The 18225-nt window shown below is 57.6% G+C and carries 13 protein-coding genes; 8 read left to right on the top strand and 5 right to left on the bottom strand.

Annotation, left to right across the window (positions count from 1 at the left end; all coding sequences use genetic code 11):
* Positions 1–22 precede the first annotated feature (22 nt).
* Complete coding sequence (locus ACQR35_RS03990; protein WP_430269280.1) at positions 23–3523, bottom strand: bifunctional proline dehydrogenase/L-glutamate gamma-semialdehyde dehydrogenase; 3501 nt, start codon at positions 3521–3523, stop codon at positions 23–25.
* A gap of 350 nt (positions 3524–3873) precedes the next feature.
* Here ACQR35_RS03990 and leuS point away from each other — a divergent pair, with 350 nt between their 5' ends.
* The 5 genes from leuS (at position 3874) to holA (ending at position 11220) form a co-directional block, all read left to right on the top strand.
* Positions 3874–6384, top strand: coding sequence for a leucine--tRNA ligase (gene leuS / locus ACQR35_RS03985; protein ID WP_430269279.1), 2511 nt, complete (start codon positions 3874–3876; stop codon positions 6382–6384).
* A 76-nt stretch (positions 6385–6460) separates the two neighbouring features.
* On the top strand, positions 6461–7441 hold the full coding sequence (locus ACQR35_RS03980) for a DegV family protein (RefSeq protein WP_430267193.1): 981 nt from the start codon (positions 6461–6463) through the stop codon (positions 7439–7441).
* A 74-nt stretch (positions 7442–7515) separates the two neighbouring features.
* Positions 7516–8481, top strand: a complete 966-nt coding sequence (locus ACQR35_RS03975; RefSeq protein ID WP_430269278.1) for a ComEA family DNA-binding protein — start codon at positions 7516–7518, stop codon at positions 8479–8481.
* Positions 8482–8496: 15 nt separating this feature from the next.
* The gene (locus ACQR35_RS03970; protein ID WP_430269277.1) at positions 8497–10131 is read left to right on the top strand and encodes a ComEC/Rec2 family competence protein; all 1635 of its coding nucleotides are present in this window, start codon (positions 8497–8499) and stop codon (positions 10129–10131) included.
* Between the two features lie 72 nt (positions 10132–10203).
* Positions 10204–11220, top strand: coding sequence for a DNA polymerase III subunit delta (gene holA / locus ACQR35_RS03965; protein WP_430269479.1), 1017 nt, complete (start codon positions 10204–10206; stop codon positions 11218–11220).
* Between the two features lie 101 nt (positions 11221–11321).
* Here holA and rpsT read toward each other — a convergent pair whose 3' ends face one another.
* Positions 11322–11582, bottom strand: coding sequence for a 30S ribosomal protein S20 (gene rpsT, locus ACQR35_RS03960; RefSeq protein WP_430267190.1), 261 nt, complete (start codon positions 11580–11582; stop codon positions 11322–11324).
* Positions 11583–11746: 164 nt separating this feature from the next.
* A complete protein-coding gene (locus tag ACQR35_RS03955) occupies positions 11747–12349 on the bottom strand; it encodes a type II toxin-antitoxin system PemK/MazF family toxin (RefSeq protein ID WP_430267189.1) in 603 nt (200 codons plus the stop codon).
* 184 nt (positions 12350–12533) lie between these two features.
* Here ACQR35_RS03955 and lepA point away from each other — a divergent pair, with 184 nt between their 5' ends.
* Positions 12534–14387 (top strand): translation elongation factor 4, encoded by a 1854-nt coding sequence (gene lepA, locus ACQR35_RS03950; RefSeq protein ID WP_430267188.1) that lies wholly within the window; start codon positions 12534–12536, stop codon positions 14385–14387.
* Between the two features lie 12 nt (positions 14388–14399).
* Positions 14400–15632: a radical SAM family heme chaperone HemW gene (gene hemW, locus ACQR35_RS03945; protein WP_430267187.1), complete on the top strand. Its 1233-nt coding sequence runs from the start codon at positions 14400–14402 to the stop codon at positions 15630–15632.
* Between the two features lie 41 nt (positions 15633–15673).
* Here the strand turns inward: hemW and ACQR35_RS03940 are convergent, their stop codons facing one another.
* Positions 15674–16114: a DUF4870 domain-containing protein gene (locus ACQR35_RS03940; protein ID WP_430269276.1), complete on the bottom strand. Its 441-nt coding sequence runs from the start codon at positions 16112–16114 to the stop codon at positions 15674–15676.
* Between the two features lie 124 nt (positions 16115–16238).
* The gene (locus ACQR35_RS03935; RefSeq protein WP_430267185.1) at positions 16239–17078 is read right to left on the bottom strand and encodes a DUF3097 domain-containing protein; all 840 of its coding nucleotides are present in this window, start codon (positions 17076–17078) and stop codon (positions 16239–16241) included.
* A gap of 117 nt (positions 17079–17195) precedes the next feature.
* Between ACQR35_RS03935 and hrcA the strand changes: the two genes are divergently transcribed.
* Positions 17196–18209 (top strand): heat-inducible transcriptional repressor HrcA, encoded by a 1014-nt coding sequence (gene hrcA, locus ACQR35_RS03930; RefSeq protein ID WP_430267184.1) that lies wholly within the window; start codon positions 17196–17198, stop codon positions 18207–18209.
* The last annotated feature ends 16 nt before the right edge of the window (positions 18210–18225 follow it).

Here is an 18225-nt window from a genome sequence, read left to right as displayed (position 1 = left end):
GCTTCTTTGTTGCTATTGCCAGCTAGTTCTGAAAGTTTTCCAGAACTGTGGCAGAGACATTGTCCGGGTTACCAAAGCGGTGCGCGGTGATCGTCACTGCTTGCTCGTGCACAAAAGGCAAAAGTTCAACGCGGCCTGCCTCCGTCACCGGACCAGCGTAAATCGCTACATCCGGTGAGCCCTCGCTAGCGGCGAAAAGCGCGGCGGCGGCAGCGCCGTCGTCGTCGCCTACCAAACGCACGCGGCAGGATCCCAAGCTGGCAACACGAACTGACCAATCGGCGTCGTTCTCCACCATGGGGCGAACGCCCAACCGTAACAAGGCGCTACTCAGTGCTGGAGGCAAAGCCGTTGGCACGCTGAGCGTAACTTTGGCCCCGGCACGAACTCCGGCAATTGCCACACGAAGCACATCCGCATTGGCGCTGGTGGAGCCCAAGCGCAGCTCAACCGGAACCGGTAGGTAGCGGAATACGTTGCGTTCGGCCGCCAGCGCTGAAACATCGCGGTTGACGCCAAATTCGTTATCCCACTGGAACTGATCCTCGGCCGCGGCACGCGAAACCATTGCTACGCCATCCGGCCCCAGGTCACTTTCTGCGACGCTGATGGCCGCAGTGATCTGAGCCAGCGGGATGACCTTTGGAACACTTGCCAAGGGCACTGGTTCCCAATGCCCCAAGTGCATCAAGTAGTTGGGGCCACCAGCCTTGGCGCCGGCACCAACTGCAGATCGCTTCCACCCGCCAAAGGGCTGGCGTTGAACAATAGCCCCGGTGATGCCTCGGTTGACGTACAAGTTTCCAGCTTCAACGGTGTCCAACCACAATTGCAGCTCCGCTGGATCCATCGTGTGCAGACCAGCAGTGAGTCCGTAGGCGCTTGCATTCTGCAGCTCGATGGCTTCCTCAAGCGTTGCGGCAGTCATCACACCAAGAACAGGCCCAAAAAATTCTGTCAGGTGAAAATAGCTTTGTGGGGCCACGCCGGTCCGGATGCCTGGGGAGTAAAGGCGACCCTCGGTGTCGAGTTTGCGGGGTTCAAGCAGCCATTGCTCGCCACTTCCGAGCGTCGTCAAAGCATCCTTGAGCTTGCCCGAAGCTGGCTCAATGATCGGACCCATCTCGGTCTCGGGATCGGAAGGGAAACCAACCTTGAGCGATGCTGCTGCATCTAGCAATTGGTGCCGAAAGCGTTCTGAGTTGGCCACTGAGCCCACCAAAATAACCAAGGACGCTGCCGAGCACTTCTGGCCGGCGTGACCAAAGGCAGACTTAACCACAACGTTTGCTGCAACATCCAAGTCGGCGCTGGGGGTCACAATAATCGAGTTTTTCCCGCTGGTCTCCGCCAAAAGTGGCAAGTCGTGCCGCCAAGACTTAAACAACTTCGCAGTGTCGTAGGCACCCGTAAGGATCACCCGGTCTACGGCTGGGTGAGAGATCAGACGCTGCCCCAGAGGGCCCTCTTCCACGTCCGCCAAGATCAATACGTCACGCGGCACACCAGCGTTCCACAAGGCCTCTACCACCACTGCCGCGCAACGTTTGGCTTGGGGCGCCGGTTTGATGATCACACTGCTACCGGCAGCCAGCGGCGCCAGCACCGAGCCCGCAGTAATTGCAATGGGGAAATTCCACGGGGGAGTCACCACTGTTAGGCGAGATGGGACAAAACGCGCACCCTGAACCTGTTCCAATTTTTCAGCGCCCAGCGCGTAGAAGTTGGCGAAGTCAACCGCCTCGGAGATTTCTATGTCACCCTCGGCGAGAGTTTTGCCCGTTTCGCTGGCAGCCACTTCAATCAACTCGGCGCGGCGCTCCGAGAGCTCCACGGCAGCTTGGCGCAGGATGTGCGCCCGTGCCTTGCCACCGGATGAGGCCCACCCTTTCTGAGCTGAGGTGGCTCGGGTAATCAGAGCATCCACAGCCTCGGCAGTGGTTGCCGCCGAGTCCTGGATCAACTGCGTACCCAAGCTGGAGGTTTCCACCCGGGACAATACCTCTGTGGCCCACTCGCGAATATTGGGCAAAGAGGAATCCGAATCGGTGGCGTTGGTGAAGCTGCCGGGATCAACAGCTGGGGCTCTGGTGGGTTCCTGATGCCGGTTGGCCGAAGGAACAGAGGTATCCATCGCATCAAGGGAATTCAAAAACCGCTGCGTTTCCCGTTCCAGCAGTTCAGGGCTTGAATCGAGCTCAAATACGGCGGACATAAAGTTGTCTTGACTGGCATTCTCCTCAAGCCTGCGAATCAGATAGCTAATGGCAACGTCGAATTGCTTCGGACGGACCACCGGCGTGTAAAGCAGGAGTTCGCCAACATCCTTGCGAACCTCGGTGGCTTGTTCCTCGGCCATCCCCAAGAGCATCTCGAATTCGATCCGGTCCGCTACTCCGCGGCGTACGGATAATTCGTGCGCGAACGCGATGTCAAAGAGGTTGTGGCCAGCAACACCCAAACGCAAAGCAGCAGTGTGCTCCGGGGTCAGAGCCCAGTCCAAACAACGCTTGTAGTTAGTGTCGGCGTCTTGTTTAGAAGCAACAGTGGCTAATTCCCAGCCGTGTAATTGCGCATCAACGCGTTCCATGGCTAGGTTGGCACCCTTAACTAGACGCACTTTGATTCCGGCGCCACCGGCTTGCTTGCGTTGCGCAGCCCAAGCCGAAAGGTCTTGGAGGACGGCGAGCGCATCCGGCAAATAGGCTTGGAGGACAATTCCAGCCTCCAGGTTTTTGAGTTTCTCGTTGGAGAGGATGCGTTTGAACACGTCCACGGTGAGGTGGAGGTCGTGGTACTCCTCCATATCGAGGTTGATGAACTTGGTGACAGCAGAATCCGCGGCCAGTTGGTACAAGGGCAATAGCCGCTCGGAGACTTTCTCAACGGTTTCTTGGTAGGCCCACATGTTCAGTTGAGACACCACAGAGGAAACCTTGATGGAGACATAGTCCACATCTTCGCGGGCCAACAGTTCACGGGTTCCGGCTAATCGAGCATCAGCCTCGGCATCGCCCAGTACTGCCTCGCCCAAAAGATTGACGTTGAGGCGTGTGCCATCGGCGCGGAGTTTGTTGATGGCGGTGCCTAGTTGTTTGGGCCGGGCGTCGACAATGAGGTGAGAGACCATTTGGCGCAATACTGCCCGGGAGGCGGGCACAACAAGCCAGGGGAGTTTTGGCGCCAGCACCCCGCCGGTGCGGACTGCTGCCTTCATATACCAGGGCAAGAACGACGGCGCGTCCCCGGCTAGGGCGGCCAAGTTCCCGGCCGCTACATTAAGGTCCTCTGGGCGGATCACCCGGTCCACAAATCCGATGGTGAAATCGAGTCCTTTGGGATCTTTGAGTACTTCGGCAAGCAGTGCCGCCGAGTCAAGAAGCTTCCTGGCCTCTTTGGCCTTTGGCGCCTCTGGTTTGTGAGCGTTGATGCCCAGACCAAGCCACTTGTGGACTAGAGCTACGGCATCATTCGCCACTTCATGTGGGCGGGGGGAAACGGGGATAAAGCTTGGTGTTGTCAAGACAAACCACCTATCAATGACGGGCGGCCCATTATTGGTTGTTGAGGGCGGCCGATCAGCCGCGGGAGCACTCCTCCTCGGCGTGGGCGAAGATGTGCCCAAGAACACAATAGGCCCGTGTGGGCGGTGGCACAAAGTACCCGGTTCTAGCCCCTTTTGTCCACGTAGTCCGGCTTATGGGCATTGAACCGCACCGAGCGGCAGTTACTGGCTGCCCGGACCGCCGGTGCGCTGCCCCTGATGCCGTGCTACTGCGCTAAAGTTGGTGAATGCGCGCGCACTTTTAAGCGCCCCCAACCGCCGGGCTGTGGAAGCGCGAAAGCATCGAAATTGAGCAGAAGAGGGCAATAGTGAGCGTGGAACCGGAAGCGTTGACCGGGAATGAAGTAGCCGAAGAAGGCGTCTATAACTTTGCAGCCATCGAAGCAAAGTGGGTTCAAGTCTGGGACGACCTCAAAGTCTTCAAACCTCTAGACGATTCGAGCCGTGAGCGACGCTATGTCCTAGATATGTTCCCTTACCCCTCTGGTGACCTGCACATGGGTCACGCCGAGGCCTTTGCCATGGGCGATGTTGTGGCCCGCTACTGGCGTCAACAGGGCTATGACGTGATGCACCCGATTGGCTGGGACTCCTTTGGCCTTCCTGCGGAGAACGCGGCTATCAAGCGCAACGCCCACCCGAGCGAGTGGACGTACAAAAACATTGACACTCAGGCTGCTTCTTTCCGGCGCTACGCGATCTCTGCTGACTGGGATCGACGCCTGCACACCTCCGATCCTGAGTACTACCGCTGGACCCAGTGGTTGTTTAAGCGCTTCTACGAAAAGGGTTTGGCATATCGTAAGGACTCGCCGGTCAACTGGTGTCCTAAAGACCAAACCGTTTTGGCTAACGAGCAAGTTGTTAACGGTGCTTGCGAGCGTTGTGGAACCCTCGTTACTAAGAAGTCACTGAATCAGTGGTACTTCCGTATCACCGATTACGCAGACCGGCTGCTCGATGACATGGAGCAGCTGGAAGGCCACTGGCCCGAGCGTGTTTTGGCGATGCAGAAGAACTGGATAGGCCGCTCCGAGGGCGCCCACGTTAATTTTGTGATCCCGGCCGAAGGTGAGCTTGCGGCCAAGGAAGTAACCGTCTTTACCACGCGTCCGGACACTCTCTACGGTGCTACTTTCTTTGTGGTTGCTGCCGATGCTCCGCTGGCAGTTGAACTCGTGACACCAGAGCACTCTGCAGCTCTCAGTGACTACCGTGAGAGCGTCAAGGCGCTTTCGGAGATCGAACGCCAGTCCACCGAGCGTGAGAAGACCGGCGTGTTCACTGGTCGCTACGCGATCAATCCGCTCAACGGTGAGAAGTTGCCGGTATGGGCTGCGGATTACGTTTTGGCCGACTACGGCACCGGTGCCATTATGGCTGTCCCGGCGCACGACCAGCGTGACCTGGACTTTGCCAAGAAGTTTGATCTGCCCATTCGGGTGGTCTTGGACAGTGGTGAAGAGGACCCTGCCATTAGTGGTGTTGCTGCAGCTGGCGATGGAACCCTAGTCAACTCTGGCGCTTTGGATGGACTGCCTAAGGTGGAAGCCATTCCCGCAGCGATTGCGATCCTGCGCGAACAGGGCACGGGAGATAAGTTCGTCAACTTCCGTTTGCGTGACTGGCTGCTGAGCCGTCAGCGGTTCTGGGGAACACCCATCCCGATCATCCACTGCCCAAGTTGTGGTGAAGTGCCAGTCCCCGACGATCAGCTCCCGGTAGTTCTGCCAGCTGACCTGCGTGGCGAAGACTTGGCTCCGAAGGGCACCTCACCATTGGCTGTGGCCGAGGCTTGGGTCAACGTTGCGTGCCCATCCTGTGGTGGCCCGGCCAAGCGCGATTCAGACACCATGGACACCTTTGTGGATTCTTCTTGGTACTTTTTGCGCTTTACGTCCCCGGACTACACCGACGGCCCCTTCGACCCTGAAGCAGTCAACCGCTGGATGCCAGTGGGCCAGTATGTGGGCGGCGTTGAGCATGCGATTTTGCACTTGCTGTACGCACGTTTCTTCACCAAGGTCATCAGCGACCTCGGATTGATCGAAGCTACGGAACCGTTCTCAGCACTTCTGAACCAAGGCCAAGTACTCAATGGCGGAAAGGCCATGAGCAAATCCTTGGGCAACGGTGTTGATCTGGGTGCGCAGCTGGACAAGTTTGGTGTTGACGCTGTGCGTCTGACCATGATTTTTGCCTCCCCACCAGAAGACGACGTGGACTGGGCGGATGTTTCGCCGTCGGGCTCTGCGAAGTTCTTGGCCCGCGCTTGGCGCTTGGCCCAAGACGTTACGAGTGCTGCTGGTGTGGATCCAAGCACGGGGGACCGCGCCCTTCGAACAGTGACCCACAAGACCGTTGCGGATGCTGCTGAGCTCTTGGCCAACAACAAGTTCAACGTTGTTGTTGCCCGTTTGATGGAGCTCGTGAACGCTACCCGCAAAGCCATTGATTCCGGCGCGGGTGCCGCTGATCCTGCGGTGCGTGAGGCCGCTGAAGCAGCCGCTGTGATCCTCTCGCTCTTTGCCCCTTACACGGCAGAAGACATGTGGAACGCCTTGGGACACGAAGCCTCGGTGGCTAACGCTGGCTGGCCCAAGCATGACCCTGCACTCTTGGTACAGGACACTGTGACGGCCATTGTTCAGGTTCAGGGCAAGGTCCGCGATCGTCTGGAAGTTTCCCCTTCCATCAGCGAGGACGAACTGCGTGAACTCGCGTTGGCCTCGGAGAACGTACAAAGGACTCTCGAAGGTCGCGAAATTCGTACAGTAATTGTTCGGGCGCCCAAGCTTGTGAACATCGTCCCGGCTTAGTCACCACAGTGCGCAGGTAGATCCGACGTTGGGCTGATGTAGCTCAGCGAACATTGGCGCCATGAAGGAGGCGAGTATGCCGGAGCGTGAACCAGCAGCATGGTTGTGGCTCAAAGAACGGCTTGCTCGCCTCCGGCAAGCCGGCGCTGTTGAAGACACAGCGGCACCGGAGATGACGGCACAACCTCGGGTTGCTGTGGTGACAGACTCGGCGGCAGCCCTGCCGGGGGCGTGGTCAGCAGCCTTTGTAGCGGATCACCGGTTGATTGTGGTTCCCATGCCAGTGCTCATTGGTGACGACATTTACGGTGAAGCTGATGCCGAAGTGGGAGATGCTTTGGCGCTTGCTTTGGCGTCCGGTGTGTCAGTCAAAACCAGCAGGCCATCACCTGGCCGGCTGGAGAGCGCCTACCGATCGCTCGCGGAGCGTGGTTACGAATCCATCGTCTCCATCCATTTGTCCTCAGCGTTGTCCGGCACCGTGGATGCGGCCAAATTAGCCGCAGAACGTGTTGAAATACCTGTTTTGGTGCTGGACACCCTGAGCGTGGGAATGGCCCAAGGAATGGCAGTGCAGAGTGCTGTTATTGCGGCTGCCGCACAGGAAGATGCCGAATCTGTTCTTGCCTTCGCTCAGGCCAGGCTCGAGTCGACGTCGATTCTCTTCTACGTGCCAAGCCTGGAACAACTAAGGCGCGGAGGCAGGATTGGCGCAGCAGCCTCGTGGTTGGGGACCATGCTGGCCATCAAACCCATTTTGAAAGTAGAGAATGGACGCGTGGTACCGCTTGAGCGGGTGCGGTCGGCTGCGAAAGCCGTGGCTCGCTTAGAAGAACTGGTGGCCCAGGCTGCAGCTGTTCACCCCGAGCAAGACTTAAGGTTCGCGGTACACCATTTTGGTAACCAATCTGAGGCTGAGGAACTTGCCCAACGGCTTGCCCTTCGGTTTCCCCAAGCTCCCAAGGCACAAATTAGTGCCTTGCCCGCCGTGCTGGCCGCACACGCTGGTTTAGGTGTGATCGCCACAGTCATTGGTGAAAGTTCAATACCGCACTAATTTATTTTGGCCTGGTTATCCACATAGCCAGGCTTTTTTCTTACGGGTGCTGCAGCCGTAAATAGGCTTGAAGCATGTCACCGCCAGGAGCAAGCACCGCTCGGCGAACGCGTGCGCGTGGACGCGTTCATCGCCTTGATGCGCTCTTGGGTCCGCCGCCCGGAGTGGAAAGCCTCCTTGAGCCTGTAGAGGCACGCCCACCGCTTTCTCCTCCTGAACAGGGACAACACGCCGATCTCCTGACGGCGCCAACAGCGCAGGGCCTCCGTTCAAGCCTCCTTTCCCGATTTCGGTGGCGTACCGGGCACTCAGGTGTCCTTTTGCTTGCCGGAGTTATTGCGGGGATCACCGTGTTGCTGCTTCTGTGGGTGATGTGGCCACATGCTGCAGCGTCCGTACCGCTGGATGATGATGCTGCGCGGCCGGCAGAGACAGTAGTTTCACCGACCTCAACCTCCTCGAGTTTGCGGGGTGCTGCACCTACCGCCGCAGCTACTGCGGAAGGAAATGACGGGGCTGACCTGGTGATTTATGTGAGTGGGGCAGTGGCGCGGCCGGGTGTAGTGCGGCTGGCACAGGGTAGCCGAATTTATCAGGCCTTGGCGGCAGCCGGGGGAGCCAAGGCCTCAGCAGACCTTGGCTCCATCAACTTGGCCGCACCGCTTGAAGACGGGCAACACGTCCAAATTGGGCTGCAAGGGGAGGGCTCTAGCGAGGTTAGTTCCAGCGTCAAAGATGCGGTTCCTTCCACCGCTGGCAAAGATACTGGCGGCACTGGTGATTCCAGCTCAGGTACCTCCTCAAGCGGTTCCGGGTCTTCAGGTTCTGGCACTCCGTCCGGCAAGGGCGAGACGGTGAATCTCAACACCGCCTCTGCTGAAGAGCTGGGGACGCTACCTCGTGTGGGACCGGTCCTGGCGCAACGCATTGTTCAGTGGCGCACGGAGCATGGCAAATTCTCCAGCCCTGAGGAACTCGACGCGGTTGATGGAGTTGGACCGAAGATGCTCGAGACTCTTCTGCCTCTGGTCTCGGTGTAGCGGATGACTACGCCCATGGAACGGCCTGTACTCCGGAGGGATGCCGAGGGAAGGATTGTCCCGCGAACTGATCTGCGGTTAGTACCCGTTGCGGCCATGGTGTGGTTAGGCACTTTGGCAGGGTTGGAGGTTGCAGCCGTTTGGCTACTGACGCTTGCTGCAGTTTTAGGGGCAGGTGTGGCCGTGCTGCTCTTTTCATTCAACGCAAGCACTAGCCCTGGCTCAACTATTAGGAGGCACAACCGGCTACAGCGTTTACCGTACCAAGCGTTAAGTGCGAGGGTGAGTGGCCGGGCTTTGGTGGCATTAGCGGTGCTGATGGGTGCGGTGGCCCTAGGCGTCAGTGCAAGCAATAAAATTCTCGCTGCCCCGATTGCAGTATCGCAGGATAGCGGCGGCGCCTCCGGCATTGTTGCGACACTGCAGATTGATGCACCACCTAAAGCACTTGCCTCATTTGGGCAAGGAGATGCCCAGCAGTGGAAGGTTGCAGCAACGATTGTGGGAGTTAATGACTCACAGGTACAGACCCCATGCCGGATGACGGTTGTCCTTACCGGCAGCGGAGCTTGGTCTGACGTCGTGCCTGGCCAAAAAGTTCGTGCCGCTGGTGCACTCCTGCCACCCCAAAACCTCTTTGGTGCCCCACGCCTACAAGCACGGGCGAATCCGCGCATCCTCAGTGAACCGCCTTGGTACCATGCTGTGGCCCAGAATCTCAGAGCTGCATTCCTGACTCAAGCCAAGGCTCGTAGCCCCGACCGAGGCGCTCTAGTACCAGGACTGGTGATAGGCAATACCTCAATGACCCCGGAGGAGCTGACCGCCGCCATGAAGACAACTGGGACAACTCACCTCACGGCGGTCTCCGGGGCCAACTGCAGCCTGATCCTTGGAGCCATCTTGTTGGGCGCCCGCTCACTAAAGCTTCGGCGCCGAATGGCAAGTATGGTGGCAGGCCTTGGCTTGTTGGGTTTTGTATTTGTGGTGGGCCCAGATCCTAGTGTTCTACGGGCCGCAGTAATGGGTGCCATCGGCTTGGTATCGCTCCTTGCGGGCCGGCGAGGGCAGTCCTTGGGGTTTGTGTGCCTGGCTGTCGTGGGGCTGCTGCTGACCACACCTACCCTTGCTGCAGACTTCGGTTTTATCCTCTCAGTGTTAGCAACTTTGGGCATCGTCCTGTGCGGCTCGGTTCTCGCCAAGTGGCTGGAGCGGTACGTGCCCACATGGTGCGCTGCCGCAATGGGAATTACCGTGGGTGCACAGCTCTTTTGTGCCCCCGTATTGATTCTTTTGCAACCACAAGTCACCACTTATTCGCTACCCGCCAATTTAGTAGCTGGCCTTCTAGTGGCTCCGGTGACGTTTTTGGGCACAGCGGCCCTGGCTTTGTGCACTCTGGTACCGGAGATTAGCGGCATACTTCTAGTGCCTACCGGTTGGTGTGCGCAAGGTATAGCGGCTGTGGCTACCTTCTTTGCGCATCTCCCAGGAGCTGCATTGCCGTGGCCCGAAGGCGGCTTTGGCCTTGCTACCATGGCTGCCCTTTCTGCACTGTGGTACCTCGCCTTGTGGTGTGCCTTTCATCCGGTTCAATGCGGCAAGGCGGTGGAACTGGTTCATCGCAAAATAGTGGAGGTAGGGCTCTAGAAACCGAATCTTGGATCGTCGGCTGCAAGGTGGCAAGCTTGGGTGGTCAAGAATCATTGGAAGAAGGCAACCATGGCTGCGGCTCGGACAACGCGAACAACAGGAGCTACCAGCTCCGGACTGTCCTGGCGTGAGGCAACCCCCGCGCCGGTTGTTTTAGTGCTCGGGCCCGAAGAATACTTCGGCTCCCGTGCTAAGGACTTGATTCGCGGCGCCGTTCGTTCGAAGTCACCGGACGTTGAACTGACTCGGATGGATGCAAGTACCTACACCGTAGGTCAGCTATTGATGACTGCGAGTCCGTCACTTTTTGGCGAAGACAAGCTCATTGAAGTTGACTCGCTCGAATCCATGAACGAGGCCTTTTTGGCCGACGCATTGACCTATGTTGCTTCACCTTCGGAGGACACTGTGGTGGTGCTCCGTCACGCCGGTGGCACCAGAGGCAAAAAGGTTTTGGATGCGATTAAGGCCTCCGGGTTTCCGGTTTTTGACTGCCAGCCGCTGAAAAAAGATTCAGACAAACTTCAGTTTGTGCTGAGTGAATTCAAAAACGCGGCTAGGCGCATCGCATCGGATGCGGCCCAAGCACTCGTGGACGCTTTGGGGGCCAATGCTACTGAGCTCGCATCGGCGTGCACCCAACTCATCGCAGACACTGACGGAGCCATAACGGTTGAGACGGTCGAGAAGTATTACGGCGGCCGCGTGGAAGCGTCAGCCTTTAAGGTTGCTGATGCGGCAATGGCTGGCAACGCTCCCTTGGCTCTATCCACGCTTCGTCACGCCTTTGCCACCGGTGTGGACCCTGTGCCGCTTGTGGCAGCTCTCGCGGCGAAGCTGCGGACCATTGCTAAAGTGGCCGGTTCGCAGGGATCGTCTGCTGCGATTGCCCGTCAACTTGGGATGCAGCCGTGGCTGGTAGAACAAGCTCAACGAGAAGTTCGCCGTTGGACGCCCGAGGGATTAGTGCGATCCATCAAGGTAGTTGCCGAGGCCGACGCACAAGTGAAGGGCCTGTCTAAGGACCCGCTCTACGCAGTTGAAAATGCAGTGTCCGTTATAGCAGGCTCGGTCTCACCCCGATAGGGTCGCGTTCCTCACCCCAGGTCAAGAGCGTTAAAGACCAGTGGCCGGCACCCCGAAGGGTACCGGCCACTGTCGTCGGTTTAGTAATAAACCGGAAAACCTTAGAGTGCGTTGATCTTCTTGGAGATCGCCGACTTGCGGTTCGCTGCGTTGTTCTTGTGAATAACGCCCTTGCTCACTGCCTTGTCCAGCTTGCGGCTGGCCGTTGCTACTGCAGAGACAGCAGCATCCTTGTCTGCGGACTCAACAGCAACTGCTACCGCGCGGATGGCGGTCTTCAGCTCAGACTTGACAGCGTTGTTGCGCTGGCGAGCCTTCTCGTTGGTCAGGATGCGCTTCTTCTGGGACTTGATATTAGCCACGTGTGAACTCTCTTTTTAATGCGGAAAATGGTCTAGAGGGCTTTCGGATTGGCCATTGACTGAGCGGCGTGGGGATGCCTATGGCGGCCAATCTTCAGTGACCGTCGACCTGCACGGACACACAGCTATACATCTTAGCAGAAGCGTGAGCGGAGCGAAGGGTCTTACGTCCAGCCGTGTTGTTCTCGCAGGGCGTGAGCAACGAGCTTGAACTTAGTAGGGTCCAAAATGGCACCCTCGCGACGGATACCGGCAGGGTCCACGCGGAGCACGCGGTCTGTTTTGACCTCGCTGGGGCGGCCTTGTTTGTCCCAAGGGCCAGCGCCAATGTCCAGGTAGTCTTCGTCGCGCCGACCTGCACCGGTGTGGTCCTTGCTCGTGAGCATTAGTGCTAGCAAATGCTTGCCGTTTTTTCCCACTAGCAACACCGGGCGATCCTTACCTTGGCTCGGATCTTCTTGGTACGGAACCCATGTCCATACAACTTCACCTGGGTCAGCCTTGCCGTCAGGGTTGGGGGAGTACTGGACAGTGCTTGCGCCAGTAAAGTCCGCTAATACAGCGTCCGACGACGCGGGCTCGCCGCTGCGGGCAGCGGCGACGCGGTCGTTGTGGACACCAGAACTGGAGCCGGGGCGCGTCGTTGTTTTTCGCCTAGACGTTTTTGGCCTAGACGTCTGGCGTGACGGGCGGTCGCTTCTAGTGGAGGCCCCTGATGCAAATGACTTAAGGAGGGCGTTAAAAAATCGCCCAAGAATCGTTGCCATGTCTCCACGTTACCCACTCACCTGGTGAAATGAACCGGCTCACCGTGCAAAAGCCCGCCTAGTTACGGAGCAATGCCGTCAGTCGTGGGAGACTAGTAGTTCGAAGAATTCTGAGCATCCCGATGTCTTGGCCCCTTTAGGCGCGCCACGGTGTTGGGAGCCCATCCAAAAGTAAGGAACCTGCGTGTCTCCCATGGCCCGCACCGCCCCGGTGCCCGCCGCGACTGATCCGGCAATCATTCGGAACTTCTGCATCATCGCGCACATTGACCACGGCAAGTCCACCTTGGCCGACCGTATGCTGCAGTACACCGGCGTTGTTGAACAGCGCGATATGAAGGCTCAGTACCTTGACCGTATGGACATTGAGCGTGAGCGCGGAATTACCATCAAGTCCCAGGCTGTCCGTATGCCTTGGGAGCTGGATGGCACCAGCTACGCGCTGAACATGATTGATACCCCCGGGCACGTGGACTTCACCTACGAAGTTTCGCGCTCATTGGCTGCGTGCGAAGGCGCTATTTTGCTGGTGGACGCAGCGCAGGGCATCGAAGCTCAAACCCTGGCGAACTTGTATCTGGCCATGGAGAACAACCTCACGATCATTCCGGTACTCAACAAGATTGACCTGCCCGCAGCTCAGCCTGAAAAGTACGCAGCCGAGTTGGCGAGCCTCATTGGCGGCGAGCCTGAAGACGTTCTCCGCGTTTCAGGCAAAACTGGCGCCGGCGTTGAAGCGTTGCTGGACAAGATTGTTAGCGACCTCCCCGCACCCGTCGGTGACCCGAACGCTCCGGCTCGGGCCATGATTTTTGACTCTGTATACGACACCTACCGCGGCGTGGTCACCTATGTGCGTGTAGTGGATGGTCACCTCGTTCCGCGCGAACGTATTCAGATGATGTCCACCCGTGCCACTCACGAGCTTTTGGAAATCGGCGTCAGCTCCCCGGAGCCCACACCTTCCAAGGGCCTGGGTGTTGGCGAAGTGGGTTACCTCATTACCGGTGTGAAGGACGTTCGCCAGTCAAAGGTTGGTGACACGGTCACTAACCTTGCCAAACCGGCGTCGGAATCCTTGCCGGGTTACGCGGACGCAAAACCTATGGTGTTCTCCGGACTTTACCCACTGGACGGTGCCGACTATCCGGTGCTGCGGGACGCTCTTGAAAAACTTATGCTCAACGACGCCGCCCTAGTCTACGAGCCGGAAACTTCTGCGGCGCTAGGGTTCGGGTTCCGGGTTGGGTTCTTGGGACTTTTGCACCTTGAAATCACTCGAGAACGCCTAGAACGCGAATACAACCTGGACCTGATTTCCACAGCGCCCAACGTTGAATACGAGGTCACGCTCGAGGACAAAAAGGTTGTTAAGGTAACCAACCCCAGCGAATTCCCGGTGGGCAAAATTGGTGAGGTCCGCGAACCTATGGTTGCTGCCACCATCTTGGCGCCCAGCGAATTCGTTGGCGCTGTTATGGAACTGTGCCAAGGTCGCCGTGGTGTGTTGGGCGGAATGGACTACCTTTCGGAAGATCGCGTTGAAATTCGCTACCGGCTACCGCTTGCGGAAATTGTTTTCGACTTCTTTGACATTCTTAAGTCCAAGACGCGGGGCTACGGCTCACTTGACTGGAAGGCCGACGGCGAGCAAGTCGCCGACCTAGTCAAAGTGGACATTATGCTCCAAGGCGAGCAAGTCGATGCGTTCAGCGCCATTACTCACCGCGATAAGGCTTATGCGTACGGTGTGATGATGACTGGCAAGCTGCGTGAATTGATTCCCCGCCAGCAATTTGAGGTTCCCATTCAGGCTGCCATTGGCGCGCGCATTATTGCCCGCGAAAGTATTCGAGCTATCCGCAAAGACGTTTTGGCTAAGTGCTACGGCGGTGACATCACTCGAAAGCGCAAACTGCTGGAAAAGCAAAAAGAAGGCAAAAAACGTATGAAGATGGTGGGCCGTGTGGAAGTTCCGCAGGAAGCATTTATTGCTGCGCTCACTACTGATGAGTCCAAGGGCAAAGAGAAAAAGTAGGGCAGTTACCTAGTGCCAAGTGTTCTTCCTCTCGGGGATCCGGCGCCCGCTGACGGTCTTTTGCCGGCGCAAGCGGGCGTTGGTGCCGAGCAGCGAGCCTTCGGGCTCTATGTCCACATCCCGTTTTGTGCAGTGCGTTGTGGTTATTGCGACTTCAACACGTACACAGCAACGGAACTGGGCGGCGGTGCTTCGCAAGACGCCTACGCCCAGACTGCGGCGTCAGAAGTCGATTTCGCAGCAGAAGTGCTGACAAAATCGGGGCTGCCCAAGCGTGAATTGAGCACCGTGTTTTTTGGTGGCGGGACACCAACTTTGCTCCCTGCCGCTGACTTGACCGAGATTCTGGGCCGTGCCCGCACACATTGGACCCTCGCGGAAAACGCTGAGGTCACCACCGAAGCCAACCCGGACTCAGTGACTGCCGAATCGCTCCAGCTATTGGCGGATGCGGGTTTCACTAGAGTCTCCTTCGGTATGCAATCTGCAGTACCGCATGTTCTGAAAACTCTTGACCGAACCCACAATCCTGATCGCGTTCCGCAGGCTGTGGCATGGGCTCGAGAAGCCGGGCTGGCCGTGAGTCTGGACCTCATCTATGGAACCCCGGGTGAGTCGGTCGACGATTGGCGCACCTCTCTAGAGACAGCGCTCAGTTACGGTCCAGACCACATTAGTGCTTATGCCTTGATCATTGAGGACGGTACTAAACTCGCTGCACAGATTCGTCGTGGTGAAGTGGCGGACGTGGACGACGACGATCACGCCACTAAGTACGAACTCGCCGATGAGCTCATCAGCGCAGCCGGACTAAGTTGGTATGAAGTGAGCAATTGGGCGCGAACACCGGCAGATCGTTGCGAACACAATTTGGCGTATTGGCGCGGAACTGATTGGTGGGGGATTGGGCCAGGCGCCCACTCACACGTTGGCGGTGTCCGGTGGTGGAATGTTAAGCACCCCACCGCCTATGCCAACCGCTTGGGGACGGGCGCTTCGCCAGCGGCTGGCCGCGAAACGCTAGATGAGGCAACTAGACACGTGGAGAACGTGATGCTGGCTACCCGCTTGGCTACCGGTCTAGACGTTGCTGAGTTGTCCGAGGAGGGCCGTAAACAAATTGCCGGTCTGATTGCCCAGGAGCTGGTCGAACCGCTAGCTGCCTTTGCCGGGACGCTTAAGCTGACCCTCAAGGGCCGGTTGCTGGCTGACGCTGTGGTGCGCCAAATCCTCCCTGACCTCTAGACGCTAGCCGCCAAGGGGGACCATCATTTCTATCCTCTTGGCTAGTGAATGAGGCGCAGATTAAAGGCGTAACGGTGCGGTTGGCCGCGGTTTACGTGAACACCGGCGTTGACCGAGAAAATGGTCAGAGCAATCCAGATCAGCGTGGCAATCACCGCAAATATATTTCCCACTACGGGGACAAGGACCAAGATGTTGGCCAACACTGCAGCAATCGTTGGAGGCAAAGTGAAATTCAATGCTTCTTTGGATTCTTGCGCTGTAAAAGGGCCGCGCTCCTTGAAAATCAGGTAGATCAACAGAGACGGCACAAAGCCAAGAATCCCGCCAAAGTGCGCCAAAGTTGCCCACTGACGATCTTCACTGGCCGTGAGCGGCAACGCATTTGCTGCTACGCCATGGAATTCCGTCGGCTCGCCGTGATGCGGCCCTGGGGAGGAATTCTGTGAGGCGGGTGGTGGGGTGCTGGCGTCCTGTGCCACGGTGCGTTTCCTTCAAATCTCTTGGCGGCGGTTGGTCCACCGAGGTGCTTTGGGTTCGCCGGGATGCGGCCTCTATCAAGGATACTTGCTGTGCCCCGCTATTTGCGTAAATGAGCTCCAACACTCAGGCCGTCAGAAAGTCAATGACTTCTTCAACGCGGCCCAAGAGCGAGGGCTCTAGGTCTGCGTAGCTATTAACCCGAGATAGCAAACGTTGCCAGGCTAGACCGGTGTCCTCGGCAGTGCCGTGTGGCCAACCAAAAGCCTTGAGGATTCCAGTTTTCCAATCGGTACCGCGGGGGACTTGTGGCCACGCCGGAATTCCCAAAGTTGTTGGTTTGATGGCTTGCCACACATCTACGTAGGGGTGTCCCACAATAAGTACGTTTGCTGCTGCACCGGGAACCGCCATTGCCTCGGCTGCGATCTTTGATTCCTTTGAATCGTGGACCAAGTGATCAACCAAGATTCCTAGTTTCCGCTGGGGCCCTGGCTGGAAAGCACGGATGGCGGCGGCGAGGTCGTCAACACCGTGAAGAGGTTCAACCACAATGCCCTCAACACGCAGATCGTCACCCCAAACTTTCTCAACGAGTTCGGCGTCGTGTTTTCCTTCAACCCAAATTCGGCTCGCTTTGGCCACTTGAGCGCGCTGCTCAACCCGGATTGAACCGGATGCGGTGAGTGCTGGGGCCATGGTGCGTGATTTGGGGGCAGGCGCGGTGAGCTTGATGGGCACACCTTCAAGTAAAAACCCGAAGCCTAGGCGGAACGACTTAGTTTTGCCGCGGTTGTCTTCTAGGGCTACGACGTGCATGCCGCCAGATTTTTCTACCCGCGTTACGGCGCCCACCCAACCTGACTGCACGTCCTCCAACACCATGCCGAGTTCCACAGGAACTTCAGCAAGCTGTTGCTGCTTGGCAGGAGTGAGGTCCTGCGGACCCCATGAACTGTAAGACATATCAAGCTCCGCTGTGGCTTCTAAAATTTGCTGCCCCAAGGGGCGAATGACGCATACTAGACTTAGCACTTGAGCATACAGAGTGCTAACCGAAATACCACTTGGAGGTGAATGCATGTGAGTGACCCGCGCCGGCTTGAAGTATTACGCGCCATCGTGGAGGACTATGTGCACTCGCGTGAGCCAGTGGGTTCCAAGGCGCTCGTGGAGCGGCATCATTTGGGCGTTTCCAGCGCCACCATCCGCAATGACATGGCAGCCCTTGAAGACGAAGGTCTGATTACGGCGCCCCATACGAGCGCTGGCCGAATCCCTACGGATAAGGGCTATCGGGTTTTCGTGGACCAAATCTCGTCGGTGAAGCCGCTCTCGGCTGCAGAGCGTCGGGCCATTGAATCGTTACTTAATGGCTCTGATGACCTGGATGACGTCTTGGATCGGACAGTGAGGTTGCTCTCACAAATCACCAACCAAGTTGCGGTGGTCCAGTATCCACACCTCAGTCGGGCCAAGCTGCGGCACCTAGAGTTCGTTCAACTGGCACCTCGTCAGGTATTGATCGTCCTGATTGTGGACACTGGCGTGGTTGAGCAAAAAGTCATTGAAATTGGAACAGAACTGCCCGAAGAACAGTTGATTGCTTTGCGAGCAAAGTTTTTGTCTGTGGCTGCAGGTACTCCACTGAACCTATTGCCAGAGACAATCGCGGCAGTGCCCTTGACAGTTCCCATGCCCTTACGAGTAGTAGCCGTTGAAATCTCCAACGCCTTGCGGCTGCTTTCGCAGAACAACCGTGAAGATCGCATTGTGATGGCCGGAACAGCAAACCTAGCCAGGTCCACTGGTGATTTCCCGTTGAGCATCGGTCCCGTGCTTGAAGCGCTTGAAGAACAAGTGGTGATGCTGCGGCTACTGACGGAAATGTCAACGGATCCGCGTGGCGTCACGGTCAGTATTGGTCGCGAAAACGCCAATGATTCTTTGGCTGAGGCGTCCGTGGTGGCTACCGGATACGGGCCAGAAGCTGTCTCCAAGGTTGGTGTCCTCGGTCCCACCCGGATGGACTACCCAACCACCATGGCTGCCGTCCGAGCCGTGGCGCGTTATTTGTCAAAAATTCTTGCAGGCTGAAGTCGTTTCCCTAGCG

Source organism: Pseudarthrobacter sp. J1738 (genome assembly GCF_050490315.1).
Lineage (GTDB): Bacteria > Actinomycetota > Actinomycetes > Actinomycetales > Micrococcaceae > JBNPEO01.
The sequence above is the reverse complement of the archived record's forward strand: the minus strand, read 5'-3'. Positions and strand labels throughout refer to the sequence as shown.

Bases quoted from the DNA above. Each gene is read 5' to 3' on its own strand.
- ACQR35_RS03980 (WP_430267193.1), top strand. From the start codon at position 6,461: ATGCCGGAGCGTGAACCAGCAGCATGGTTGTGGCTCAAAGAACGGCTT.
- ACQR35_RS03975 (WP_430269278.1), top strand. From the start codon at position 7,516: ATGTCACCGCCAGGAGCAAGCACCGCTCGGCGAACGCGTGCGCGTGGA.
- ACQR35_RS03970 (WP_430269277.1), top strand. From the start codon at position 8,497: ATGGAACGGCCTGTACTCCGGAGGGATGCCGAGGGAAGGATTGTCCCG.
- holA (WP_430269479.1), top strand. From the start codon at position 10,204: ATGGCTGCGGCTCGGACAACGCGAACAACAGGAGCTACCAGCTCCGGA.
- ACQR35_RS03955 (WP_430267189.1), bottom strand. From the start codon at position 12,349: ATGGCAACGATTCTTGGGCGATTTTTTAACGCCCTCCTTAAGTCATTT.
- ACQR35_RS03935 (WP_430267185.1), bottom strand. From the start codon at position 17,078: ATGTCTTACAGTTCATGGGGTCCGCAGGACCTCACTCCTGCCAAGCAG.